This is a genomic window from Nonomuraea bangladeshensis (assembly GCF_039529455.1).
GTDB lineage: Bacteria > Actinomycetota > Actinomycetes > Streptosporangiales > Streptosporangiaceae > Nonomuraea > Nonomuraea bangladeshensis.
In genome coordinates this window covers 99,458-117,632 of sequence record NZ_BAAAMV010000006.1, presented here as the reverse complement: position 1 = coordinate 117,632, position 18,175 = coordinate 99,458, and the positions used below count along the sequence as shown (strand labels likewise).

General features: G+C 72.5%; 19 protein-coding genes, 1 tRNA gene and 1 pseudogene. 11 read left to right on the top strand and 10 right to left on the bottom strand.

What is annotated here, in order from left to right:
* Nucleotides 1-68: 68 nt before the first annotated feature.
* The 3 genes and pseudogenes from ABD292_RS20090 to ABD292_RS20080 form a co-directional block, all read right to left on the bottom strand.
* Entirely contained in the window at nt 69-986 is a 918-nt protein-coding gene (locus ABD292_RS20090) for an endonuclease/exonuclease/phosphatase family protein (RefSeq protein ID WP_344209328.1), read from the bottom strand.
* Between the two features lie 83 nt (nt 987-1,069).
* Nucleotides 1,070-1,504, bottom strand: a complete 435-nt coding sequence (locus tag ABD292_RS20085) for an HAD family hydrolase (RefSeq protein ID WP_344210456.1) — start codon at nt 1,502-1,504, stop codon at nt 1,070-1,072.
* Nucleotides 1,396-1,719 (bottom strand): annotated as a pseudogene (locus ABD292_RS20080) (HAD family hydrolase); the annotation flags it as partial. The gene ABD292_RS20085 and the pseudogene ABD292_RS20080, both read right to left, overlap by 109 nt.
* 102 nt (nt 1,720-1,821) lie before the next feature.
* Between ABD292_RS20080 and ABD292_RS20075 the strand changes: the two are divergent.
* The 3 genes from ABD292_RS20075 to ABD292_RS20065 are packed head-to-tail and all read left to right on the top strand — an operon-like array spanning nt 1,822 to nt 4,735.
* Nucleotides 1,822-1,944, top strand: a complete 123-nt coding sequence (locus ABD292_RS20075; protein ID WP_344209326.1) for a hypothetical protein — start codon at nt 1,822-1,824, stop codon at nt 1,942-1,944.
* Nucleotides 1,941-3,107, top strand: a complete 1,167-nt coding sequence (locus ABD292_RS20070; RefSeq protein ID WP_344209324.1) for a methyltransferase domain-containing protein — start codon at nt 1,941-1,943, stop codon at nt 3,105-3,107. The genes ABD292_RS20075 and ABD292_RS20070 overlap by 4 nt, the downstream gene beginning before the upstream one ends.
* A 47-nt stretch (nt 3,108-3,154) precedes the next feature.
* Nucleotides 3,155-4,735, top strand: a complete 1,581-nt coding sequence (locus ABD292_RS20065; protein WP_344209322.1) for a molybdopterin-dependent oxidoreductase — start codon at nt 3,155-3,157, stop codon at nt 4,733-4,735.
* Nucleotides 4,736-4,746: 11 nt separating this feature from the next.
* Here the strand turns inward: ABD292_RS20065 and ABD292_RS20060 are convergent, their stop codons facing one another.
* Together ABD292_RS20060 and ABD292_RS20055 are read right to left on the bottom strand one after the other, a co-directional pair.
* A complete protein-coding gene (locus tag ABD292_RS20060; RefSeq protein WP_344209320.1) occupies nt 4,747-5,241 on the bottom strand; it encodes a hypothetical protein in 495 nt (164 codons plus the stop codon).
* Between the two features lie 8 nt (nt 5,242-5,249).
* Nucleotides 5,250-5,852 (bottom strand): DUF6286 domain-containing protein, encoded by a 603-nt coding sequence (locus ABD292_RS20055; RefSeq protein ID WP_344209318.1) that lies wholly within the window; start codon nt 5,850-5,852, stop codon nt 5,250-5,252.
* A 138-nt stretch (nt 5,853-5,990) separates the two neighbouring features.
* Here ABD292_RS20055 and ABD292_RS20050 point away from each other — a divergent pair, with 138 nt between their 5' ends.
* Nucleotides 5,991-7,178 carry an amino acid deaminase/aldolase gene (locus ABD292_RS20050; RefSeq protein ID WP_344209316.1) on the top strand — a complete coding sequence of 396 codons (1,188 nt, stop codon included), beginning with the start codon at nt 5,991-5,993 and terminating at the stop codon, nt 7,176-7,178.
* A 13-nt stretch (nt 7,179-7,191) separates the two neighbouring features.
* On the opposite strand, the gene ABD292_RS20045 is transcribed toward ABD292_RS20050, so the two are convergent.
* A complete protein-coding gene (locus ABD292_RS20045) occupies nt 7,192-7,521 on the bottom strand; it encodes a DUF3618 domain-containing protein (RefSeq protein ID WP_344209314.1) in 330 nt (109 codons plus the stop codon).
* 110 nt (nt 7,522-7,631) lie between these two features.
* Here ABD292_RS20045 and bcp point away from each other — a divergent pair, with 110 nt between their 5' ends.
* Nucleotides 7,632-8,105: a thioredoxin-dependent thiol peroxidase gene (gene bcp / locus ABD292_RS20040; protein WP_344209312.1), complete on the top strand. Its 474-nt coding sequence runs from the start codon at nt 7,632-7,634 to the stop codon at nt 8,103-8,105.
* Between the two features lie 43 nt (nt 8,106-8,148).
* Nucleotides 8,149-8,221 (top strand) — tRNA-Leu (locus ABD292_RS20035).
* A gap of 62 nt (nt 8,222-8,283) precedes the next feature.
* Here ABD292_RS20035 and ABD292_RS20030 read toward each other — a convergent pair.
* Nucleotides 8,284-9,051 (bottom strand): MerR family transcriptional regulator, encoded by a 768-nt coding sequence (locus ABD292_RS20030; RefSeq protein WP_344209310.1) that lies wholly within the window; start codon nt 9,049-9,051, stop codon nt 8,284-8,286.
* Nucleotides 9,052-9,193: 142 nt separating this feature from the next.
* Here ABD292_RS20030 and ABD292_RS20025 point away from each other — a divergent pair, with 142 nt between their 5' ends.
* Nucleotides 9,194-9,553 carry a hypothetical protein gene (locus ABD292_RS20025; RefSeq protein ID WP_344209308.1) on the top strand — a complete coding sequence of 120 codons (360 nt, stop codon included), beginning with the start codon at nt 9,194-9,196 and terminating at the stop codon, nt 9,551-9,553.
* Nucleotides 9,554-9,560: 7 nt separating this feature from the next.
* Here the strand turns inward: ABD292_RS20025 and ABD292_RS20020 are convergent, their stop codons facing one another.
* The 3 genes from ABD292_RS20020 to ABD292_RS20010 all read right to left on the bottom strand — a co-directional run bounded on the left by ABD292_RS20020 (nt 9,561) and on the right by ABD292_RS20010 (nt 12,193).
* A complete protein-coding gene (locus tag ABD292_RS20020; RefSeq protein ID WP_344209306.1) occupies nt 9,561-10,337 on the bottom strand; it encodes a hypothetical protein in 777 nt (258 codons plus the stop codon).
* Between the two features lie 135 nt (nt 10,338-10,472).
* On the bottom strand, nt 10,473-11,645 hold the full coding sequence (locus ABD292_RS20015) for a CU044_5270 family protein (RefSeq protein WP_344209304.1): 1,173 nt from the start codon (nt 11,643-11,645) through the stop codon (nt 10,473-10,475).
* The gene (locus ABD292_RS20010; protein ID WP_344209302.1) at nt 11,642-12,193 is read right to left on the bottom strand and encodes an RNA polymerase sigma factor; all 552 of its coding nucleotides are present in this window, start codon (nt 12,191-12,193) and stop codon (nt 11,642-11,644) included. The genes ABD292_RS20015 and ABD292_RS20010 overlap by 4 nt, the downstream gene beginning before the upstream one ends.
* A 599-nt stretch (nt 12,194-12,792) precedes the next feature.
* On the opposite strand from ABD292_RS20010, the gene ABD292_RS20005 reads away from it, so the two are divergent.
* The 4 genes from ABD292_RS20005 (at nt 12,793) to ABD292_RS19990 (ending at nt 17,988) form a co-directional block, all read left to right on the top strand.
* Nucleotides 12,793-13,962, top strand: coding sequence for a sensor histidine kinase (locus ABD292_RS20005; protein ID WP_344209300.1), 1,170 nt, complete (start codon nt 12,793-12,795; stop codon nt 13,960-13,962).
* Between the two features lie 14 nt (nt 13,963-13,976).
* Nucleotides 13,977-14,627 carry a response regulator gene (locus ABD292_RS20000; RefSeq protein ID WP_344209298.1) on the top strand — a complete coding sequence of 217 codons (651 nt, stop codon included), beginning with the start codon at nt 13,977-13,979 and terminating at the stop codon, nt 14,625-14,627.
* A gap of 108 nt (nt 14,628-14,735) precedes the next feature.
* Nucleotides 14,736-15,476, top strand: a complete 741-nt coding sequence (locus ABD292_RS19995; RefSeq protein ID WP_344209296.1) for an ABC transporter ATP-binding protein — start codon at nt 14,736-14,738, stop codon at nt 15,474-15,476.
* Between the two features lies 1 nt (nt 15,477).
* Nucleotides 15,478-17,988 carry an ABC transporter permease gene (locus ABD292_RS19990; RefSeq protein ID WP_344209294.1) on the top strand — a complete coding sequence of 837 codons (2,511 nt, stop codon included), beginning with the start codon at nt 15,478-15,480 and terminating at the stop codon, nt 17,986-17,988.
* Nucleotides 17,989-18,175: the final 187 nt, after the last annotated feature.

Sequence of the window (18,175 nt, the reverse complement as noted above, 5' to 3'; positions counted from 1 at the left end):
CGTCGCTGCCGGCCCTGGCGTGAAGCGCGTCTGGGGTGTGAGGGGCCTCTGACCGGGCTCCTGTGGAGTCACAGGCGGATGCGGGCGGCGATCGGCAGGTGGTCGCTGCCCGTCCTCGGCAGCGAGTGGATCTCGGTCACCGTCATCGCGCGGGCCAGGATCTGGTCGATGCGCGCCAGCGGGACGCGAGCCGGCCAGCTGAAGGCGAAATCGCTCGGCGGGGCCGTCATCAGCGAGAGGACCGGACGCAACCCGCGATCCTCGACGGTGCTGTTGAGGTCGCCCAGCAGCAGGACGCGGCCGAGCGGTTCGGCGGCCAGCACCGCGCCGAGCCGGCGGGCGCTCTCGTCCCGGCGTACGGCGTCGAACCCTTCCAGGCCGATGCGTACGGAGGGCAGGTGGGCGACGTAGACCGCGATGTCGCCGTGCGGGGTGCGGGCGACGGCGCGCAGCCCGCGGTTCCAGTCCGGGCCGACGCCGGGTGGGCGGATGTCCACCGGCGCGGCTTCCGCGAGGGGGTGGCGGGACCAGAGGCCGACGGTGCCGTGCACCGTCCGATACGGATAGTCGGCGCGCAGCGCGTCCTCCCAGGCCGGCAGGGCCGCCGGCAGGAGTTCCTCCAGGCCGATCACATCCGGCCGGGCCGCGATCAGCGTGCGCGCCGTGCCGGCCGGGTCGGCGTTCTCGTCACTGACGTTGTGCTGCACGGCAACCAGGTGAGGTGGCTGCTCCCCTCGGGGCGGCAGATGCCCGCCGAACTGGGTGAGCCAGGCGGCGAGCGGCAGCAGCGCGGCCAGCGCGCCCGCCGTGGAACGCCGCCACCAGGCCAGGCCGAGCAGCACGGGAACGGCCAGCGCCAGCCACGGCAGGAACGTCTCGACCAGGCTGCCGAGGCGCCCGACCCCGTTCGGCACCCACTGAGGGAAGGCCAGGACGGCGGCGACCAGCACGGCGATGGCGACCAGGACGACACGGAAGATCGGCACGCTGCGATCTTCGCAGGCTCCCGGCACTTCCGGCATCGCCTACGACAGCGACCGGCGCACCACCGAGCGCGACGACACCGTCGTCAGGGTGCGTCCCGCATGATGACGAATGCCTCCGAGATATCGGCGATCACATGGTCGGCGTGGTGTCTGTGATCCGGCCACGTTCCCCGGTCGATCCAGATGGTGCGGAGCCCGGCGGCCTGCCCTCCTTCGACGTCGGCGACGAGGCTGTCGCCGACCATCCATCCGCCCTCGGCGAGGCCGGCCCCGCACCGCTGAGCGGCGATCTCGAACAGGCCGCGCTCCGGCTTCCGGATGCCCTCGGCTCCGGAACGGCGTAGCCGTCGACCGCATCGGCGAGGCCGGTACGGCGGAGCTTGCCGAGCTGGTTGTCCGCCATGCCGTTGGTGACGATCCCCACCAGCCAGCCGGCGCTTCGCAGGTCGGCTATGCCTGCCAGGACGCCCGGATAGCACCGCACGAGGTGTGGCATGCGTTGCCGGTAGCCGGCCCATAGCTCCTCGACCGGCTCCGCCAGCGCGAAGTGGTCGCGCACCCTGCTGAAGAAGATGTCGCGACGCGGGTGCGTTTCCCGATCCAGGGCGATCAGCCACGCCAGTCCCTCGGGGCCCAAGCGTCGTCGCTCTGCGAACTCCCTGGCCCAACTGCGGAACGCGGTGTCGAGGTCGACGAGGGTTCGGTCGAGGTCGAAGAGAGCGAGGCGCTGCACCCCGCCGATCTTATGCACGAGCGGCTCGACGACGACTTGTGGATGACTGACGGTAGTCGTATGGTGGCGGAAAGCATACGTCTAGTTGTAGGAGGACATCACATGGGCAAGCACAAGGGCGACGAGTCCAAGCTGAAGCCGTTCCAGCCGCCCGCGCCCGGCAAGAACGAAGGCGACAGTGACGGCGGCAAGGGAGGCTCGCACGGCGGCGGTCCGAAGAAGTGACACCTGACCTCGACCTGGCCATCGACGGCATGATCGACGCGATCAGCGAGACCCGCGCCCCGATCGCTGACGCGATCATCGACGCGCTGCGTGCCGTGCCGAGGCACCGGTTCGTCCCCCAGGTAGGGGTCGCTCTGACCGAGGCCGGCCCCCGGCTCATCGACCGCGACAGCGACCCTGAAGCGTGGTGGGCGACCGTGTACGGGCTGTCCGCCATCGTGACGCAGCTCGACATGGGCGCGACGGACATCCGCGACGTGGAAGGCCGCTACACCTCCTCCAACTCCTCGCCGGGCACGGTGGTCGACCTGCTCACGCAACTCCACCCCGAGCCCGGACACCGTGTACTCGAAGTCGGCACCGGCACCGGATGGACGGCCGCGCTGCTGGCCCACCTCGTCGGCGACGCGTCCCGGGTCACGTCCGTCGAAGTGGACCCGGCCGTCGCCGAGCAGGCGGCGAAGAACCTCGCGGCGGTCGGCGTGCACCCGCGCCTGATCGTGGGCGACGGCGCGGACGGCCGGCCGGAGGGCGCACCGTACGACCGCGTGCACGTGACCTGCGCGGTCCACACCGTTCCCTACGCCTGGGTCGAGCAGTGCCGCCCCGGCGCGGTCATCGTCACCCCGTACTCGCCCGGATTCGACTCCGACCACTGCCTGCGGCTGGTCACCACACCGGACGGCAGCGCCATCGGGAGATTCCCCTGCGACACCCGGTACATGATGATGCGTTCCCAAAGCGCCACCACCCCGGGCGACCCGGACGACGGCAGCGGCCGGCGGTTCACCACCGAGCTGGATCCCCGCACGATCACCTACGCGCCGGCGGGCGCTGATCTGGTGATCTCGGCCCTGACCGGGTTGTGCATGCGCCTGGACGACGACGACCGGATGTTCCTCCTCGACCCCGGCGACCCCGGACGGTGGGGTGTCGCCATCTACGAGCCCGACGGCGAGTCATGGGTGTACGAGCTCGGCGACCGCCACCTCTGGGAGGAGGTGACCCGCGCGTACTTCCAGTGGGTGAGCCTGGGGGAGCCGGGGCTGGAGCGGTTCGGCATGTCGGTCGATCGTGAGGGGCAGCGGCTCTGGCTCGACACCCCCCAGACGCCCATCGGCCCTCGCCGGAGGCCGGCCTGCCAGGGGCTGGGGATCTCGTAACCATCGCGTAAGAACCGGGTGGTGGCCCAGGGCGTAGCGTCGGCAGTGTGCAGAAGTACATCTCGGTGCCCGCCTGGGCGGGTGCGCTGGCCGGATTGACAGCCGGTGGCGTGGCCCTCGGGCTGGCGCAGCTCGTGGCGGGGCTCTTCGGGCCGCAGACCTCGCCCGTCATCGCCGTGGGTGACGGCGTTGTCGACCTGACGCCCGCGCCGGTCAAGGACTTCGCGATCACGACCTTCGGCGAGAACGACAAGACGGTGCTCGTCTGGGGTGTTCTGGTGCTGCTCGCCGTCGTGGCGGCGGTCATCGGGGTGCTGGCGCGGCGGCGGCTCGCGTACGGGATGGCGGGGTTGGCGGCGTTCGCGGTGGTGGGGCTGGTCGCTGTCGTCACCCGTCCGGGCGCCTCGGTCGTGGACATTCTGCCGACGCTCGCGGGGGCCGTCGCCGGGATGTGGACGCTCGCGTGGCTGCTTCGCCGGGCCACCGTCCCCGCCGTCTCGGAGGCCCCTTCCGGCGAGGCCGAGCGGCCTGCCGTCATGCGGGGGAGCGGTGAGCCGTCGACCTTCGATCGGCGGCGGCTGCTGACCGGGGTCGCCGGGGGAGTGGTGGTGGCCGGGGTGGGGGCCGTGGCCGGGAGCCGGCTGGCCGGGTCCCGGGCGGTGGACATCGCGCGGGTGAACGTGGCGCTGCCCGCGCCGGCCACCCCGGCCAAGCCGATCCCCGCCGGCGCGGACCTGCGCATCGGCGGGTTGTCGTCCTTCGTCACCCCGAATCGGGACTTCTACCGGGTCGACACGGCCCTCGTCGTCCCCCAGGTCGATCCCGAATCGTGGAAGCTGCGGATCCACGGCATGGTGGACCGGCCCGTCGAGATCACGTACACCGATCTGCTGCGGATGCCGCTGACCGAGGCCGATGTCACGCTCACCTGCGTTTCCAACGAGGTGGGCGGGCGGCTTGTCGGCAACGCCCGCTGGCTCGGGGTCCGGATGTCGGAGATCCTGCGCCGCGCTGGTCTGCACGCCGATGCCGACATGTTGCTGTCCACCTCCGCCGACGGCTTCACCTGCGGCACCCCGGCGGACGTCGTCATGGACGGTCGGGAGGCGCTCTTCGCGATCGCGATGAACGGCGAACCGCTGCCGGTCGAGCACGGGTTCCCGGTGCGCCAGGTGGTGCCCGGCCTGTACGGCTACGTGTCGGCCACGAAGTGGGTGGTGGACGTCAAGGTGACCAGGTTCGACCGGGACGAGGCCTACTGGACGCCGCGCGGCTGGGCGGCCAAGGGCCCGATCAAGACGCAGTCCCGCATCGACGTGCCGGGCTCGGGCGCCTCGCTCAAGCCGGGCCGTACGACGATCGCCGGCGTGGCATGGGCCCAGCACAAGGGCGTGGCGGCCGTCGAGGTGCGGGTGGACGGCGGCGCGTGGCGGGAGGCGAAGCTGGCCGACGTGCCCGGCCCGGACACCTGGCGGCAGTGGTCGCTGGACTGGGACGCGACGCCCGGCTCCCACACCCTCCAGGTACGCGCCACCGACACCACCGGCTACACCCAGACCGAGCAGGTGGCCCCGCCGGCCCCGGACGGCGCGACCGGCTGGCACACGATCACGGTCAGCGTGGCCTGACCCCTTTTGGGCTACCGGCGTACGTGCAGGCGGGCCAGCGCCGGGGTCTCGTCGTCGCTGAGCTCGCGGCGGATCCGGCCGATGACGTCCTGGTCGAGCTTGCCCGCCACCGCCCCGAGGTCCGCGGCCGCCGGGCAGGTGAGCGCGAGGCGCAGGCCGTCGGGTCCCAGCCGCACCTTGGCCTTGCTCAGCCCGTCCACGTTCTTGAGCCCGACGTACAGCATGGCGGTGCCGGTGCCGTTGTGGGCGCCGCGGCGGCCCCAGCCGAGGCAGAGCAGCAGCCAGCGCAGCGCGGTCAGCGCGAGCAGGAGCAGGACGAGGGCGAGCGCCCAGAGGGGCCAGGCGGCGTCGGTCAGGGCGCGGGCGGTGTGCGCGGGCAGGACCTTGGCGTTCGGCGGCAGGCCGAGGAAGCGGCCGTGGCCGCGGAGCCAGGCGTAGACGCCGGCCGTGGCCAGCGTGCCGCCCACGACGGCGAGGCCGATGCGGTTGCCTCTGTACTGGCGCATGTCGGCTGTCAGCCGCCCTTCCCGAGCAGCCGGACGACGACCTCGCCGGCGCCGAACGTGCCGAGCCCGGCCAGGCGGTCGCCGACGGCGGTGCCGACCTGGCGGAGCATCGCGCCCGAGCTCTCGGCCTCCGTCACGACGGTGACCTCGATGGTGCGGCGGCGCAGCCGTACGTGGGCCCGCTGCACGCCGGGCACCTGCTGGGCGGCGGCCCGCAGGGTGCGGCGCAGGCCGCTGCGGGTGATGCCGATGACGATGAGCGGGTCGGCGGTCTCCACCGGCACGAGCCGGGAGCGGCCGGGGACGGCGGCGAGCAGCAGCATCAGCGTGCCCGTCCCGGCGAGGGCCAGGGCCGTCGTGGACGTCTCGGGCCACGGGGTGCGGCCCGCCAGCTCGGCCAGTTCGTTCAGCGGAACCCAGCCGAGCGGATGCCCGAGCAGCGCCGAGACCACTTCGGCGGCGCTCGCCCCGAGCCCGCCGGCCAGCGTGAGCGACACGACGGCGCCCGGCAGGGTACGCGCCGGCCTGAGCGCCCGCCGCGCCCGGCGCAGCGTGCTCTGCCGCGGAGCGGCGGGCGCACCGGGGGAGCGTTGCCGCTGGAGCGTGGTCATCACGAGCACCAGACGTACACGGGGGCCGGGCCGGGGGCGCTCCGGCCTCGCCGCCGGTTTGCCGGATCCTTACGGGAAGCCGACCGAACACGAACAGCACTCATATTCATTTGTTCCGTATGTCGTTACGCTGCTCATATGGACGACCGCCGGCGTTACGACCATGCCACCGCTGAGCTGGAGCCTCCCTTCGCCATCCTCGACCTGGCGGCCATGCGCGCCAACGCGGCCGACCTCGTCCGGAGGGCGGCAGGCAAGCCGATCCGGGTGGCCAGCAAGTCGATCCGCAGCCGTCCCGTGCTCGAACGCGTCCTCGCCATGGACGGCTTCCGCGGCGTCATGGCGTTCACGCTGCCCGAGGCGCTGTGGCTGGCCGGGCACGGCTTCACCGACATCCTGGTCGCCTACCCGACGGCCGACCGGCACGCGCTCGCCGCCCTCGCGGCCGACGCCGAGGCCGCCCGGCGGATCACGGTGACCGTCGACTCCGTCGCCCACCTGGACTTCATCGAGCACGCCGTACAGGGGCCCAAGGCCGAGCTCCGGCTCTGCCTCGACGTCGACGCCGGGTACATCGCGCTCGGCGGCAGGTTCCGCGCGGGCGCGCTGCGCTCGCCGATCCGCCAGCCCGAGGAGGCCGCCGACCTGGCCGCCGAGATCGCCAAACGGCCGGGGCTGCGGCTGGTGGGGCTGCTGGCGTACGAGGCCCAGATCGCGGGCGTGGGCGACGCGCCGCGGGGACAGGCCGCCTACGCGCGCGCCATCCGGCTCATGCAGGCGCGCTCGGCCCGCGAGCTGATCGTCCGGCGCGGGCGCGTGGTCAACGCCGTGCGGCAGTTCGCCGAGCTGGAGTTCGTCAACGGCGGCGGCACCGGCAGCATCGAGCTGACGGTGCGGGAGAAGGCGATCACGGAGGTGGCCGCCGGGTCCGGGCTGTTCCATCCCCGGTTGTTCGACTTCTACCGCCGCTTCACCGGCCGCCCGGCCGCGCTCTTCGCGCTGCCGGTGGTGCGCCGGCCCCGGCCCGACGTGGTCACGGTGCTCGGCGGCGGCTATCCGGCCTCGGGGTCGGCGGGGCCGAGTCGGCTGCCGCAGCCGTATCTGCCCGCGGGCCTGCGCTACGCCCCCGACGAGGGAGCGGGCGAGGTGCAGACGCCGCTGCTCGGGCAGGCGGCGCAGGACCTGCGGACCGGTGACCGGGTGTGGTTCAGGCACGCGAAGGCGGGGGAGCTGTGCGAGCGGTTCGACGCGCTGCACCTCGTGGAGGGGGACAAGGTCGTGGAGACGGTGCCGACGTACCGGGGTGAGGGCCGCACCTTCCTGTGACGGCCGGCGCCCGTCAGCGGCGACGGCGGCGCCGCAGGAGCGCGATGGCCGCGCCCACGACCAGCACCGCGCCCACCCCGATGAGCACCGGCGCCAGGCTGGGGCGGTCGTCCTCCCACACCTGGGCGGGGTCGTCGGTGTACTCGACCGGCCGCGGCGCGACCCCGAGCGCGTCGCCCACGGACGCCACGAAGTGCCCGGCCCGGGTCTTGACGTCGGCGACCGTGCGCTCGGCGACCCGCTTGGGGTTCACCCGGTCGGCGATGGCGTCGACCGTCTGCGCCAGCTCCGCGCGTGCCCGCGCGATGCGTCGCTCCAGCTCGTCGGGATCGGTGTCAGCCATGGCTCTCCTCTCGACCGTGCGCCCGGTCGTGATCAGTCTGTCAGGTCCGCGTGCGGTACGGCACGCCGGCCGGGCCGGTAGGTTGGCGAGAAGAACTCGAGGAGGGCCACATGACCGAAACCAAGCTCGCGCCCGGCGACGCCGCGCCCGAGTTCACGCTACCCACCGCCGCCGGCGGCGCCGTCTCGCTGGAGGACTACCGCGGCAAGCGGGTGATCCTCTATTTCTACCCTGCCGCGATGACGCCCGGTTGCACCAAGCAGGCCTGTGATTTCCGTGACAGTCTGGGCCGGCTGACCGCCGAGGGGTTCGTGGTGCTCGGGGTGTCCAAGGACAAGCCGGCGAAGCTGGCCCAGTTCGCCGAGCGCGACGGGCTGACCTTCCCGCTGCTGTCGGACCCCGAGTTGACCGTGCACAAGGCGTACGCGGCGTACGGGCTCAAGAAGCTCTACGGCAAGGAGGTGGAGGGCGTCATCCGCTCGACGTTCGTCATCGACGGCGACGGCAAGGTCGAGCAGGCCCTCTACAACGTCAAGGCGACCGGGCACGTGGCCTCGCTGAAGAAGAAGCTCGGCCTGGCCTGACCCGTGTAAGATTGGCCGGACTGCCGGGGCGGGCAGTTCACCAGGGGTCGTAGCCCAATGGCAGAGGCGCAGTCTTTAGGTGGCTGTCAGTGTGGGTTCGAATCCCACCGGCCCCACGGTCAGCGGATTTCCCTCGGGAGATGGACGCCGGAGCGGCCATCTCCCGGTTTCAGGGCGTTCAGCTCAGCCGGGCCTGCGCGTACGCGGCCATGGCGTCCCGCATATACGCGGCCAGCCCGTCGGCGATCCGCTCGTAGTTCTCCCTGAACCGCTCGTCATCGACCTGCATCCGGCCCAGGTGGGCATACTGCTCGGCGGTCGGCGTCCAAAATCGGCTCAGCTGCCGGTAGTGGACGTCGAGCTCGGCGAGCACCGCGGGGTCGTCCACCGGGGTTCCCGCGGCCATGAGCTCGGCCATCCGGATCATCCCCGCCGTCGCCTCCTGCTGCATCCGGCCGAGCTCCTCGGGGGCCAGGCTGTCCAGGAGCTCCTGCTGCCCGGACTGCTCCCAGTGCCCGGGCCACTGCTCGCGGGCCTGCTCGCTGTAGCGGGCACTGTCGAATCCCTCGAACAGGTTCTCCGGCCTGCTGATTCTGGGCATACCGTCCTTCCCTTCGCTGTTCTCAAGCTCGGTGATGGTTCTGGCCACCATGCGCGCCACCGCGTCCAGTCGGTCGCGCTCCTGGAGCACGCGCTGGTGATGCTCGCGCAGGGCGGCCAGGGGGTCGGTGTGCCGGTCGACGATCTCCTTGATCTCGGCGAGGCCGAGGCCCATCTCCCGCAGCACGAGGATCTGCTGCAGCCGCAGCAGCTGGTCCTCCTCGTAGTGGCGGTAGCCGTTGCCGCCGATCCGGGCGGGCTCCAGCAGCCCGATCTCGTGATAGTGGCGCAGCGTCCTCGACGTCACTCCCGACATCCGCGCCACCTCGGCGATCGACCACGCCATTGCCTGCTCACCGTCCCCGTACCGTTCACCAGGCCGGATCTTCCGGCTCCCTCGTGACGCTAGATATTGACGTAACGGCAGAGTCAAGCCGGCAGAAGTCTGGGTGGACGTTCCCTCTCATCGTCCTCACAAGGAGACAGGAATGCGCAAGTCGTACAAGATGGCCTTACCTGTCGTGCTCGCCGCAGGTCTGCTCGCCGCCCCGGGCCTGCTCGCGTCGTCCTCCGCCTCGGCGGCGGCAAGCTTGACCCTGACCGGAGGCGGGTGCGAACCGCTCGCGCGGCGGTTCCTCTGCGAGGTCTCCTTCAGCGGCGGCGTCGCGCCGGTCGCCGTGCGCTGGTACGTCAACGGCTCCAACGTGCCCTCGTACAACGACAAGACCTTCGTGTCGATCGGCTGTCAGCCCACCTTCAGGTACGACATCCGCGCCGTGATCAGCGACGCGACCGGGGCGTCCGTCGAGTTCAGCAGGTCGCCCACGTGCCGCTCCGGCAACCCGTGACAGCGGTCTAGCAGCCCACCCGCCGGCTGCTCAGCGCGATGTCGTCCAGCCACACGTCGTAGCCGGCGGGGGTCGGGTTCGCCTGGTAGAGCTGCCAGCCCAGCTTGACCGTGTCGAACCGCGGGAAGACGAAGTCCACCGGGTTGCCGCCGTGCTCGCGGGTGGACACGGTGAGCTCCGGCTTGGCCACCCCGTCGAACCACAACGAGATCCGGTTGTCGGCGGCGTCCATGTGCCACTCCACGCAGGTCCACCTCCCGGCGACGGAGGGGGCGGTGGCCCGCCAGTTCGTCCAGTCCCCGGTGGGGCCGCCGTCCGCGCCGACGCCCCAGTACGCGGCTCCCCCGTGGGGCGGAGGGGCGTACTGGCCGCCGAGCGGACGGACGACCTCGGGCCCGTCGCCGGTCGCCTCGACGAGCGTGTAGTGCGCCCAGTCGGGCGCGGTCGGGAACGCGGCGGCCCGCAGCCGCACCCGGCCGTAGAAGCTGTTGCCCGGCGCGGCGAAGTCGTCCACCTTCAGGAACGCGCGGCCGTTGCCCTCGGTGTGCACGCGCAGCACCTTCTGCCCGCGCCGTCCGTCGCGCTCGACGGTGAGCGTGCCGTGCTTGGTGTCGACGCCCCAGCGGAGACTGCTCGCGCCGCCCGCCGGCACGGCCTGGAAGTCCTCACAGAACAGCAGGCTCGCCTTCGCGCACGTACGCGGGTCCGTCCCGGCCGAGGCGGCATGGGCCGTCAGCGGCACCATCAGGACGGACGCGACGACACCGGCCAGCCATGCACGCACGAGGACTCCCTTGCGCTGGGGATGTGGGTGAGCGGGAGTACGGTACGCCATCCGCTGCGGAGGGGAACACGGACGGCGACAGCCGCCGGCCAACGGCGCTGGTGGGGGAGCCGCGGCTGGGGAAACTTTCATCGTTCACCCGGGCGGCGTGGGCAGTTGCGGGCGTTCGTCGGTCCAGCCGATCTCCTGGAACGAGGAGGAGACACGAAGCTCTGCCTGCCGCCCGTCAGCGAGCTCGGTGGTGTTCGCCCTCACTTCGGAGAGAAGCAGGCCGGTGCTGGGATCGACCACGAGCCGAACCTCGGAGAACAGACCCGGCTCGATCTCCTCCTGGTAGCTGAGCAACTGCCCACGCCGGCCCAGCGGATCCGTCGTCTCCCCGACAGCCCGTATGGCGGGCAGGGACGCGAGGATCCGGTACGCGGACGCACGGGTCTCGGGCGAGGCCGGCAGGGTACTGATGATGTCCACACAGTCCCGGAGAAGGATGTGCTTCCTCGCCTCCTCCACGTCCATCCCGGATCCGGTCAGATCCAACCGGCCGATGCGCTCTTCCAGGTAGCTCCGGAGCGTCTCGGGCTCGCCCGGGACCGCGCGCAGCTCCTTCCAGGTCAACGATTCCCCGGCCAGGTCACCGACCGTCTTCCAGCGCAGCCGTTCGGCGGTTCGCTCACCCGCCGCCGCCTTCAGCGGCCCGAACGGGACGGCGAACAGGTTCTCCGTCTTCATGTCCTTGGGGTACCGCCAGCTGGTAGGCGACCCCGCGGCCCGCCACGCCACCTCGTCCTGCGGGGTCGCGGGCCTGACGCCGAGATCCTGGCCGATGCGCCAGCTCCGCAGGCCCGTTCGCCCGGCCAGCCATACCTCTCCAGATCGCGCCTCCTCGAGCACGTAGCTGCGCGTGGGATCGGTCAACATCCACCGGGTGACCCCCTTGTAACGCCAGTAATCGCCGCTCGCGGGGGCCTGCTCCGCGGCGACGGCGGCCGCGAGCAGGATCTGCCGGGCGGTCGGTTCGGCCGTCGCGGACGCCGACGTGCCGGGCTGAGGCGCGACGGAGATCGTGTTGCCGGACAGCATCGCGGGGGTGATGACCGCCACCGCGGTGGCGGCCGCGGCCAGGCCGAGCAGAGCGCGGCCTGGCCGCAGCAGAGCGCGGCCAGGAAAGCGCGGGAGCCGCCGTCGTGCCGGGTGCTCCATCGAGACGATCTCCGCCAGCAGCGCGTCCGCCCCCGTGGTGGACGCCCGGCCGGCCAGATCCTCGTCCCGCACTCGTGCCCGGTCCTTGAAAATCTGGTCGTTGTTCACCTTGACCTCTTCTCGATGAGCGGCCGTACCGCCAAGCCGGCGGCCGATGGACGGGTCTTCTCCAGGGCCTTGGCGAAGCGCTTGCGCGCCCGGTGCAGGCGGATACGGGCGGCGTTACGGGAGCAGCCCAGCACGGTGGCGATCTCGCCGGGGTCGAGCCCCTCCCAGAGAGCCAGGGCCAGCAGCTCACGATCGCTGTCGGCGAGCAGGTCCATGGCATCGTCCACGCCGTGCGGCTCACCGTTGGGAAAGGGGACGGCGTAAAGCTTGTCGATCTCGTCGGTGAGTTCGGTGTGCCGGGTGAGCCTGCGCCGCTCGCTCCGGCGGTGGTTGGCCAGGACCCGGCGGGCCACGCCGTACAGCCAGAGCCTGCCGGCGTCACCGTCGGGGAGCTCGGTCATCCGACGCCAGGCGATCACATAGGTCTCGGCCACGACGTCGGCGGCGTCCTCGGGCGAGGAACACCGCCGCACGGCGTAGCCGAGAATCTGCTCATAGGTCCTTCGGTACACCGCCTCGAACCGGGACCGGTCGTCTTGTTCACTCACGCGCCATCCTCGTCAGACCTTCCGAACGTTGCGGGCTTTCACTCCGTACGTGTCCGAGGGCGACGGCGGAATTTCAGGTCAGGGGCGAACGACTGAACCCAGACGATGCGGCCGGCCTCGTATGGGCGCGGTGGGCGCGGCTCGGTCGCCCGCAATTTCGGCGATCAGCAGGCGCGCGGCCACCAGGAGCGGCAGCAGGTCCGGGAAAGCCGCGAGGGGTGGACGGCTGTCATGGGGCTCCAGGTCCCAGGTGTCCCGGAGGACAATCGTCCACGGTACTCGGGCCGCCATGACCGTGACCGTGGGCGGAGGGGTCGGGCGAAAGCCGGCCGGACTTCAGACCGGGGCGCTCAACGGGGATCGGCGTGAGGGTCAGGGTCGCGCGGCGCTTCCTCATCGCCGCGCGACCCGGCATCGCGATCATGATCCGCCATCACGATCTCCCTTTACTCGCCCACTGAAGGGGCGCTCCCAGAGACAAGAGTGCCGCAAAGGGCGTAAGCCCTGTGTAAGACCTCCTCGATGTGCGACCTGGGTCGTAGGCGGACTTCCACCTCCAGGCGGACCAACCCCGGTCCGGGCCTGCATATCGTGAGGATGTGTTCGGCAGGGTACGGTCGTGGTCCCGCGGCCACGAGAAGCTGGCGAGCGCCCTGCGGGTCGCTCCCCTCGCGGCGCTGTGCGGGCTGTTCGCCGTGCCGTACGCGTCCTACACCCCGGTCGGCGCCGGCCTGATGCTCGGCGTGGCCGGTTACCTGGCGCTGTCGGCGGCGCTGCTGGCGCCGCTGCTGTGGCTGGCGCGGCCGGTCCCGTCGTACGCGCTGATCGCGCTGATCAGCTTCTGGCAGTGGCTCGCGGGCCTGGACCCGCTGCCCGCCAACCTCGCCGTGCTGGTCGCGCTCTGGGTGGTCGCCTACCGGTGCTCGTTCCGCTGGGGGCTGGCCGCGATGCTGGTGGCCGAGCTGGGGATCCTCCTGGCGCTGGTCAACTGGGAGTCGCCGTCGTTCGGGACGTTCTTCGGCGGGTCGGTGTTCGTGGTCACGATCTGGCTGTTCGGCCTGTACGCCGGCACCCGCCACCGCTACCTGGAGGGCCTGGAGGAGCGCGCGGAACGGGCCGAGCGCGAGCGGGACCAGCAGGCGCGGATGGCGGCCTCGGCCGAGCGCGCCCGCATCGCGAGGGAGCTGCACGACGTCGTCGCGCACAACGTCAGCGTCATGGTGGTCCAGGCCGACGGCGCGGGCTACGCCCTCGACCGCGATCCCGAGCAGGCCCGCCAGGCCGTACGGGCCATCTCCAAGACCGGCAGGGCCGCGCTGGCCGAGATGCGCCGGCTGGTCGGCGTGCTGCGCGACGACGAGCACCCCGACACCGACTACACCCCGCAGCCGGGCCTGGACCAGCTGGAGGAGCTGGTGCGCGGCTCGGGCGTGCCGGCCAGGCTGGTGGTGGCCGGCGCGCCCGGCGAGCTGCCCGAGGGCCAGCAGCTCGCCGTCTACCGCATCGTCCAGGAGGCGCTGACGAACGCGCTCAAGCACGGCGGCCCCGGCGCCCGCGCCCTGGTCGAGCTCGACTTCGACGGCCCCGAGCTGGTCGTGCGCGTCACCGACGACGGCAGGGGCGGGGCGGCGCCCCGCGGCGACGGCGGCCACGGCCTCATCGGGATGCGCGAGCGCGTCGGCATGTACGGCGGCGCGGTGACGGCCGGCCCCCGCCCGGGAGGCGGCTACGAGGTGCTGGCCCGGCTGCCCATGGCCAGGGCGGCGTGAGGGAGGCGGCCCCGGTGATACGGGTGATGCTGGTCGACGACCAGGAGCTGCTGCGGGCGGGCTTCCGCATGGTGCTGGGCGCGCAGCCGGACATCGAGGTGGTCGCGGAGGCCGCCGACGGCGCCGCCGCGCTGGAGCTGCTCGCCACGACCGAGGTGGACGTCGTCCTCATGGACGTGCGCATGCCCCACATGGACGGCGTCGAGGCCACCCGCCGCATCGACGGGCCGAAGGTGCTCATCCTGACCACGTTCGACCTCGACGAGTACGCCTTCGCCGCCATCAAGGCGGGCGCGGCCGGTTTCCTGCTCAAGGACGTGCCGCCGGACGACCTGCTGAGCGCCATCCGGCACGTGCACGCGGGCGACTCCGTGGTCGCGCCCACCACGCTGCGGCGCATGCTGGACCGCTTCGCCGCCCAGCTCCCGGCGCAGGAGCCGGTCACGGCGGCCGAGCTGACGCCGCGCGAGCGCGAGGTGCTGCTCTCGGTGGCGCGCGGCCTGTCCAACGCCGAGATCGCGGCCCGGCTGGAGGTCGCCGAGGCGACGGTCAAGACGCACCTCGGCCGGGTGCTGGCCAAGCTCGGGCTGCGGGACCGCGCCCAGGTCGTGGTGTACGCCTACGAGGCCGGGCTGATCGTGCCCGCCCATCGGCCGAAAGGCTGACCGGGGTCGTCCGGAGTCGCAGCCGAAGTCCCTCCTCAGGGCCCAGAGCAGGCGACATTTCCGCTTCTAGCGTTGGTCGCGTTGAAAAAGCGCGACAAGGAGCGACGAGTGACCCGCACCCAGGCCCCGCCCGCCGTGGTGGCCACGAACCTGACCAAGACCTACGGACACGGCGACGCCGCCGTGCACGCGCTGCGCGGCGTCTCCGTGGCCTTCCACACCGGGGCCTTCACCGCGATCATGGGGCCGTCCGGCTCCGGCAAGTCCACGCTCATGCACTGCCTGGCCGGGCTCGACACCGCCACCTCCGGCACCGTACACGTCGGCGAGGCCGAGCTGACCGGGCTGAGCGACCGGCGGCTCACGCTGCTGCGCCGCGAGCGCATCGGCTTCGTCTTCCAGGCGTTCAACCTGCTGCCCACGCTGACCGCCGAGCAGAACATCCGCCTGCCGCTCGACATCGCCGCCCGCCAGCCCGACCAGGCGCTGTACGACCGGGTGATCGACACCGTCGGGCTGCGAGACCGGCTCGGGCACCGCCCGTCCGAGCTGTCCGGCGGCCAGCAGCAGCGGGTGGCCGTGGCCCGGGCGCTGATCAGCAAGCCGCAGGTCATCTTCGCCGACGAGCCGACCGGCAACCTGGACTCGCGCAGCGGCGCCGAGGTGCTGTCCTTCCTGCGCACCTCCGTGCGCGAGCTGGGCCAGACCATCGTCATGGTGACGCACGACCCGGTCGCGGCCTCGTACGCCGACCGCGTGGTGTTCCTGCGCGACGGCGAGCTGGTCACCGAGGTGACCGCGCCCACGCCGCAGACCGTGCTGGACACGCTCGTGAAGCTGGAGGCGTGAGGTGCTGAGGACGGCGCTGGCCGGGCTGCGCGCGTACCGGCTGCGGTTGCTGCTGACGTCCCTGGCGATCGTGCTGGGGGTGGGGTTCATCGCGGGCACGTTGGTCCTGAACGACACCGTACAGGCGGGTTTCTCCCAGCGGGTGACCGCCGACGCCGGCAAGGTGGACGTGGCGGTGCTGGCCGGGGACGGCGTGCTCGCCGAGGACGTCCTGCGCCGGGTGCGCGCGGTCACGGGCGTCGCCGACGCGCAGGGCCTGGTGCGCGGGCCCGCGCGGCTGCTCGGCAAGGACGGCAAGGTGGTCGGCGACCTGCCCACCACGGCGATCTCCGTCGTACGCGGCCCGCTGCAGCGCACCACGATCGTCGCCGGCACCGGACCCGGCACGGACGACCGGGCCGCCGTGCTCGACGAGAACACCGCCCGCGTCAACGGCTTCCGGCTCGGCGAGGACCTCGTGGTGCTCGACCCGGAGGGGGAGCGGCACACCTTCAAGCTCGTCGGGCTCCTCGACCCCGGCGTGGACCAGGAGCTCGCCTTCACCGGCGCGGTCGGCCTCACCACCTCCGCCGCCCTGCGGATGACCGGCGCGAAGGGCTACCACGAGATCGACGTCGCGGGTGGCGCGCCCGGCCTGGAGCAGGCCGTGGCCGCCGCCGCGGGGCCGGGGGCGACGGTGAAGACCGGCGACGAGCTGGCCGCCGACCTCGCCGCCGCGGCCGGGCTGGAGATGCGGACGCTGACCGTGGGCCTGCTGCTGTTCGGGGTCGTGGCGATGATGGTGGCCGCGCTCGTCATCTACAACACCTTCACCATCCTCGTCGCGCAGCGCGGCCGCGAGCTGGCGTTGCTGCGCTGCATCGGGGCCACGCGGGGGCAGGTGTTCGGCTCGGTCCTGCTGGAGTCGGGCGTGGTCGGCCTGGTCGCCTCGGCGCTCGGCCTCGCGGCCGGGTACGGGCTCGCGGCGCTCGCGCTCGCCCTGCTGGCCGCGTTCGACGCCCCGCTGCCCACGGGCGCCTCCGTGGCGCTCACCCCCCTCACGATCGCCGTCGGGGCGGCCGTGGGCCTCGTCGTCACCGTGGGCGCGGCGCTGCTGCCCGCCCGGTCGGCCACGCGGGTGCCGCCGGTCGCGGCGCTGCGTACGCAGGCCGACGAGCAGGCGTTCCGCATGGGCGCGGCGCGCTGGGGCGCCGCCGCGCTGTTCCTGGTGGCCGGGTTCGGCGCGACCGGGTTCGGCGTGTGGAGGATGCCGCCAGGGGGCACGGCCACGCTGGTCGTGGTCATGGTCGGCGGCATGCTGACCTTCCTGGCCGTGCTGATCCTCGGGCCGGCGCTGGTCCGGCCGCTGAGCGCGGTCGTGGGGCGACTCCCCGCCCGGCTGGCCGGGGTGCCGGGACGGCTGGCGCTGGACAACACGGCGCGCAACCCGCGCAGGGCCGCGACCACGACCGTCGCCCTGACGATCGGGGTGACGCTCATGACGGTGATCTCGGTGCTCAGCGCCTCGACCCGGGCGACCGTGACGGACAAGCTGGACGAGCAGTTCCCGGTGGACTACCTGCTGTCCGCGCAGGGCGGCGAGGCCGCGGTGCCGCGTTCGGTGGGCGAGGAGCTGCGACGGGCGCCGGAGCTGGGCTCGGTGCTGCAGGTCCGCGAGACGCCGGCCAAGGTCACGGGGCGGACGGGCGGGGCTCGGACGTACGATCTGGGCGCCTTCCACGGGCCGGTCGTCCCCGAGGTGGTCGCGGGTTCGATGGCCGCCGGGCTGTCGGAGGGCCAGGTGGCGCTGCTCGACCGGGCCGCGAACGAGCTGGGCGTACGGGTCGGCGACACCGTGCAGGTCAGCGTGCGGGCCAAGGGGCGCGCGGAAAGCGTGCCGTTGCGGGTCGTCGCCGTGCTCGACGGGGACGGCTCGGCGCTGCCGACGCTCACCGTCGCCGAGAGCGCGTTCGACCGCTACGCCGGGGCGCTGCCCGACGCCCGGGTGCTGATCACCATCAAGGACGGGGTGTCCGCCGACCAGGCGAGGGCCGTGGTCAGGGAGGCCGTCGCCGCCTATCCGACCGTACGGCTCAGCAGCTCGACCGAGGTGCGCGGCGAGTTCGACGAGACGCTCGACATGCTCCTCATGATCGTCGGAGGGCTGCTCGGGCTCGCGATCCTGATCTCGCTGCTGGGCATCGCGAACACGCTGTCGCTTTCGGTGCACGAGCGCTCGCGGGAGTCGGCGCTGCTGCGGGCGCTCGGGCTGACCCGGCCGCAGCTGCGGCGGATGCTCTCGGTCGAGGCGCTGGTGCTCGGGCTGATCGGCGCGCTGGTCGGGGTGGTGCTCGGCGGGCTGTACGGCTGGGTGGCGGTGCTGGCGATGCTGGACGGGGCGGTCCTGTCGGTGCCCGTCGGACAGGTCGTGCTGTTCGTGGTGCTGTCGGGGGTGGCGGGGGTGGTGGCCTCGCTGCTGCCGGCGCGGCGGGCGGCGCGGGCGTCGATCGCCGGGGCGCTCGCTGCCGGGTGACCGTCAAGTCGGGTAAAGGGTCTTGAAATGGCATAAACCCGTCATGTGCGGATAGAGAGCGCATGCGCGCGAGGGCCGGGCGTCTCATGGGGGCGGCGCCCGGCTCTCACGCGGCTGAGAGGGGGCGGCGCGGCCCCCGGTGGGGGGTCCATCTTGGCCGGCATGCTCGCCATGGGGATCGGCATGG

Coding starts and splice junctions, on each gene's coding strand:
- ABD292_RS20085 (WP_344210456.1), bottom strand. CDS start 1,504: ATGGGCCGGCTACCGGCAACGCATGCCACACCTCGTGCGGTGCTATCC.
- ABD292_RS20075 (WP_344209326.1), top strand. CDS start 1,822: ATGGGCAAGCACAAGGGCGACGAGTCCAAGCTGAAGCCGTTCCAGCCG.
- ABD292_RS20060 (WP_344209320.1), bottom strand. CDS start 5,241: ATGCGCCAGTACAGAGGCAACCGCATCGGCCTCGCCGTCGTGGGCGGC.
- ABD292_RS20055 (WP_344209318.1), bottom strand. CDS start 5,852: ATGACCACGCTCCAGCGGCAACGCTCCCCCGGTGCGCCCGCCGCTCCG.
- ABD292_RS20050 (WP_344209316.1), top strand. CDS start 5,991: ATGGACGACCGCCGGCGTTACGACCATGCCACCGCTGAGCTGGAGCCT.
- ABD292_RS20045 (WP_344209314.1), bottom strand. CDS start 7,521: ATGGCTGACACCGATCCCGACGAGCTGGAGCGACGCATCGCGCGGGCA.
- bcp (WP_344209312.1), top strand. CDS start 7,632: ATGACCGAAACCAAGCTCGCGCCCGGCGACGCCGCGCCCGAGTTCACG.
- ABD292_RS20030 (WP_344209310.1), bottom strand. CDS start 9,051: ATGGCGTGGTCGATCGCCGAGGTGGCGCGGATGTCGGGAGTGACGTCG.
- ABD292_RS20025 (WP_344209308.1), top strand. CDS start 9,194: ATGCGCAAGTCGTACAAGATGGCCTTACCTGTCGTGCTCGCCGCAGGT.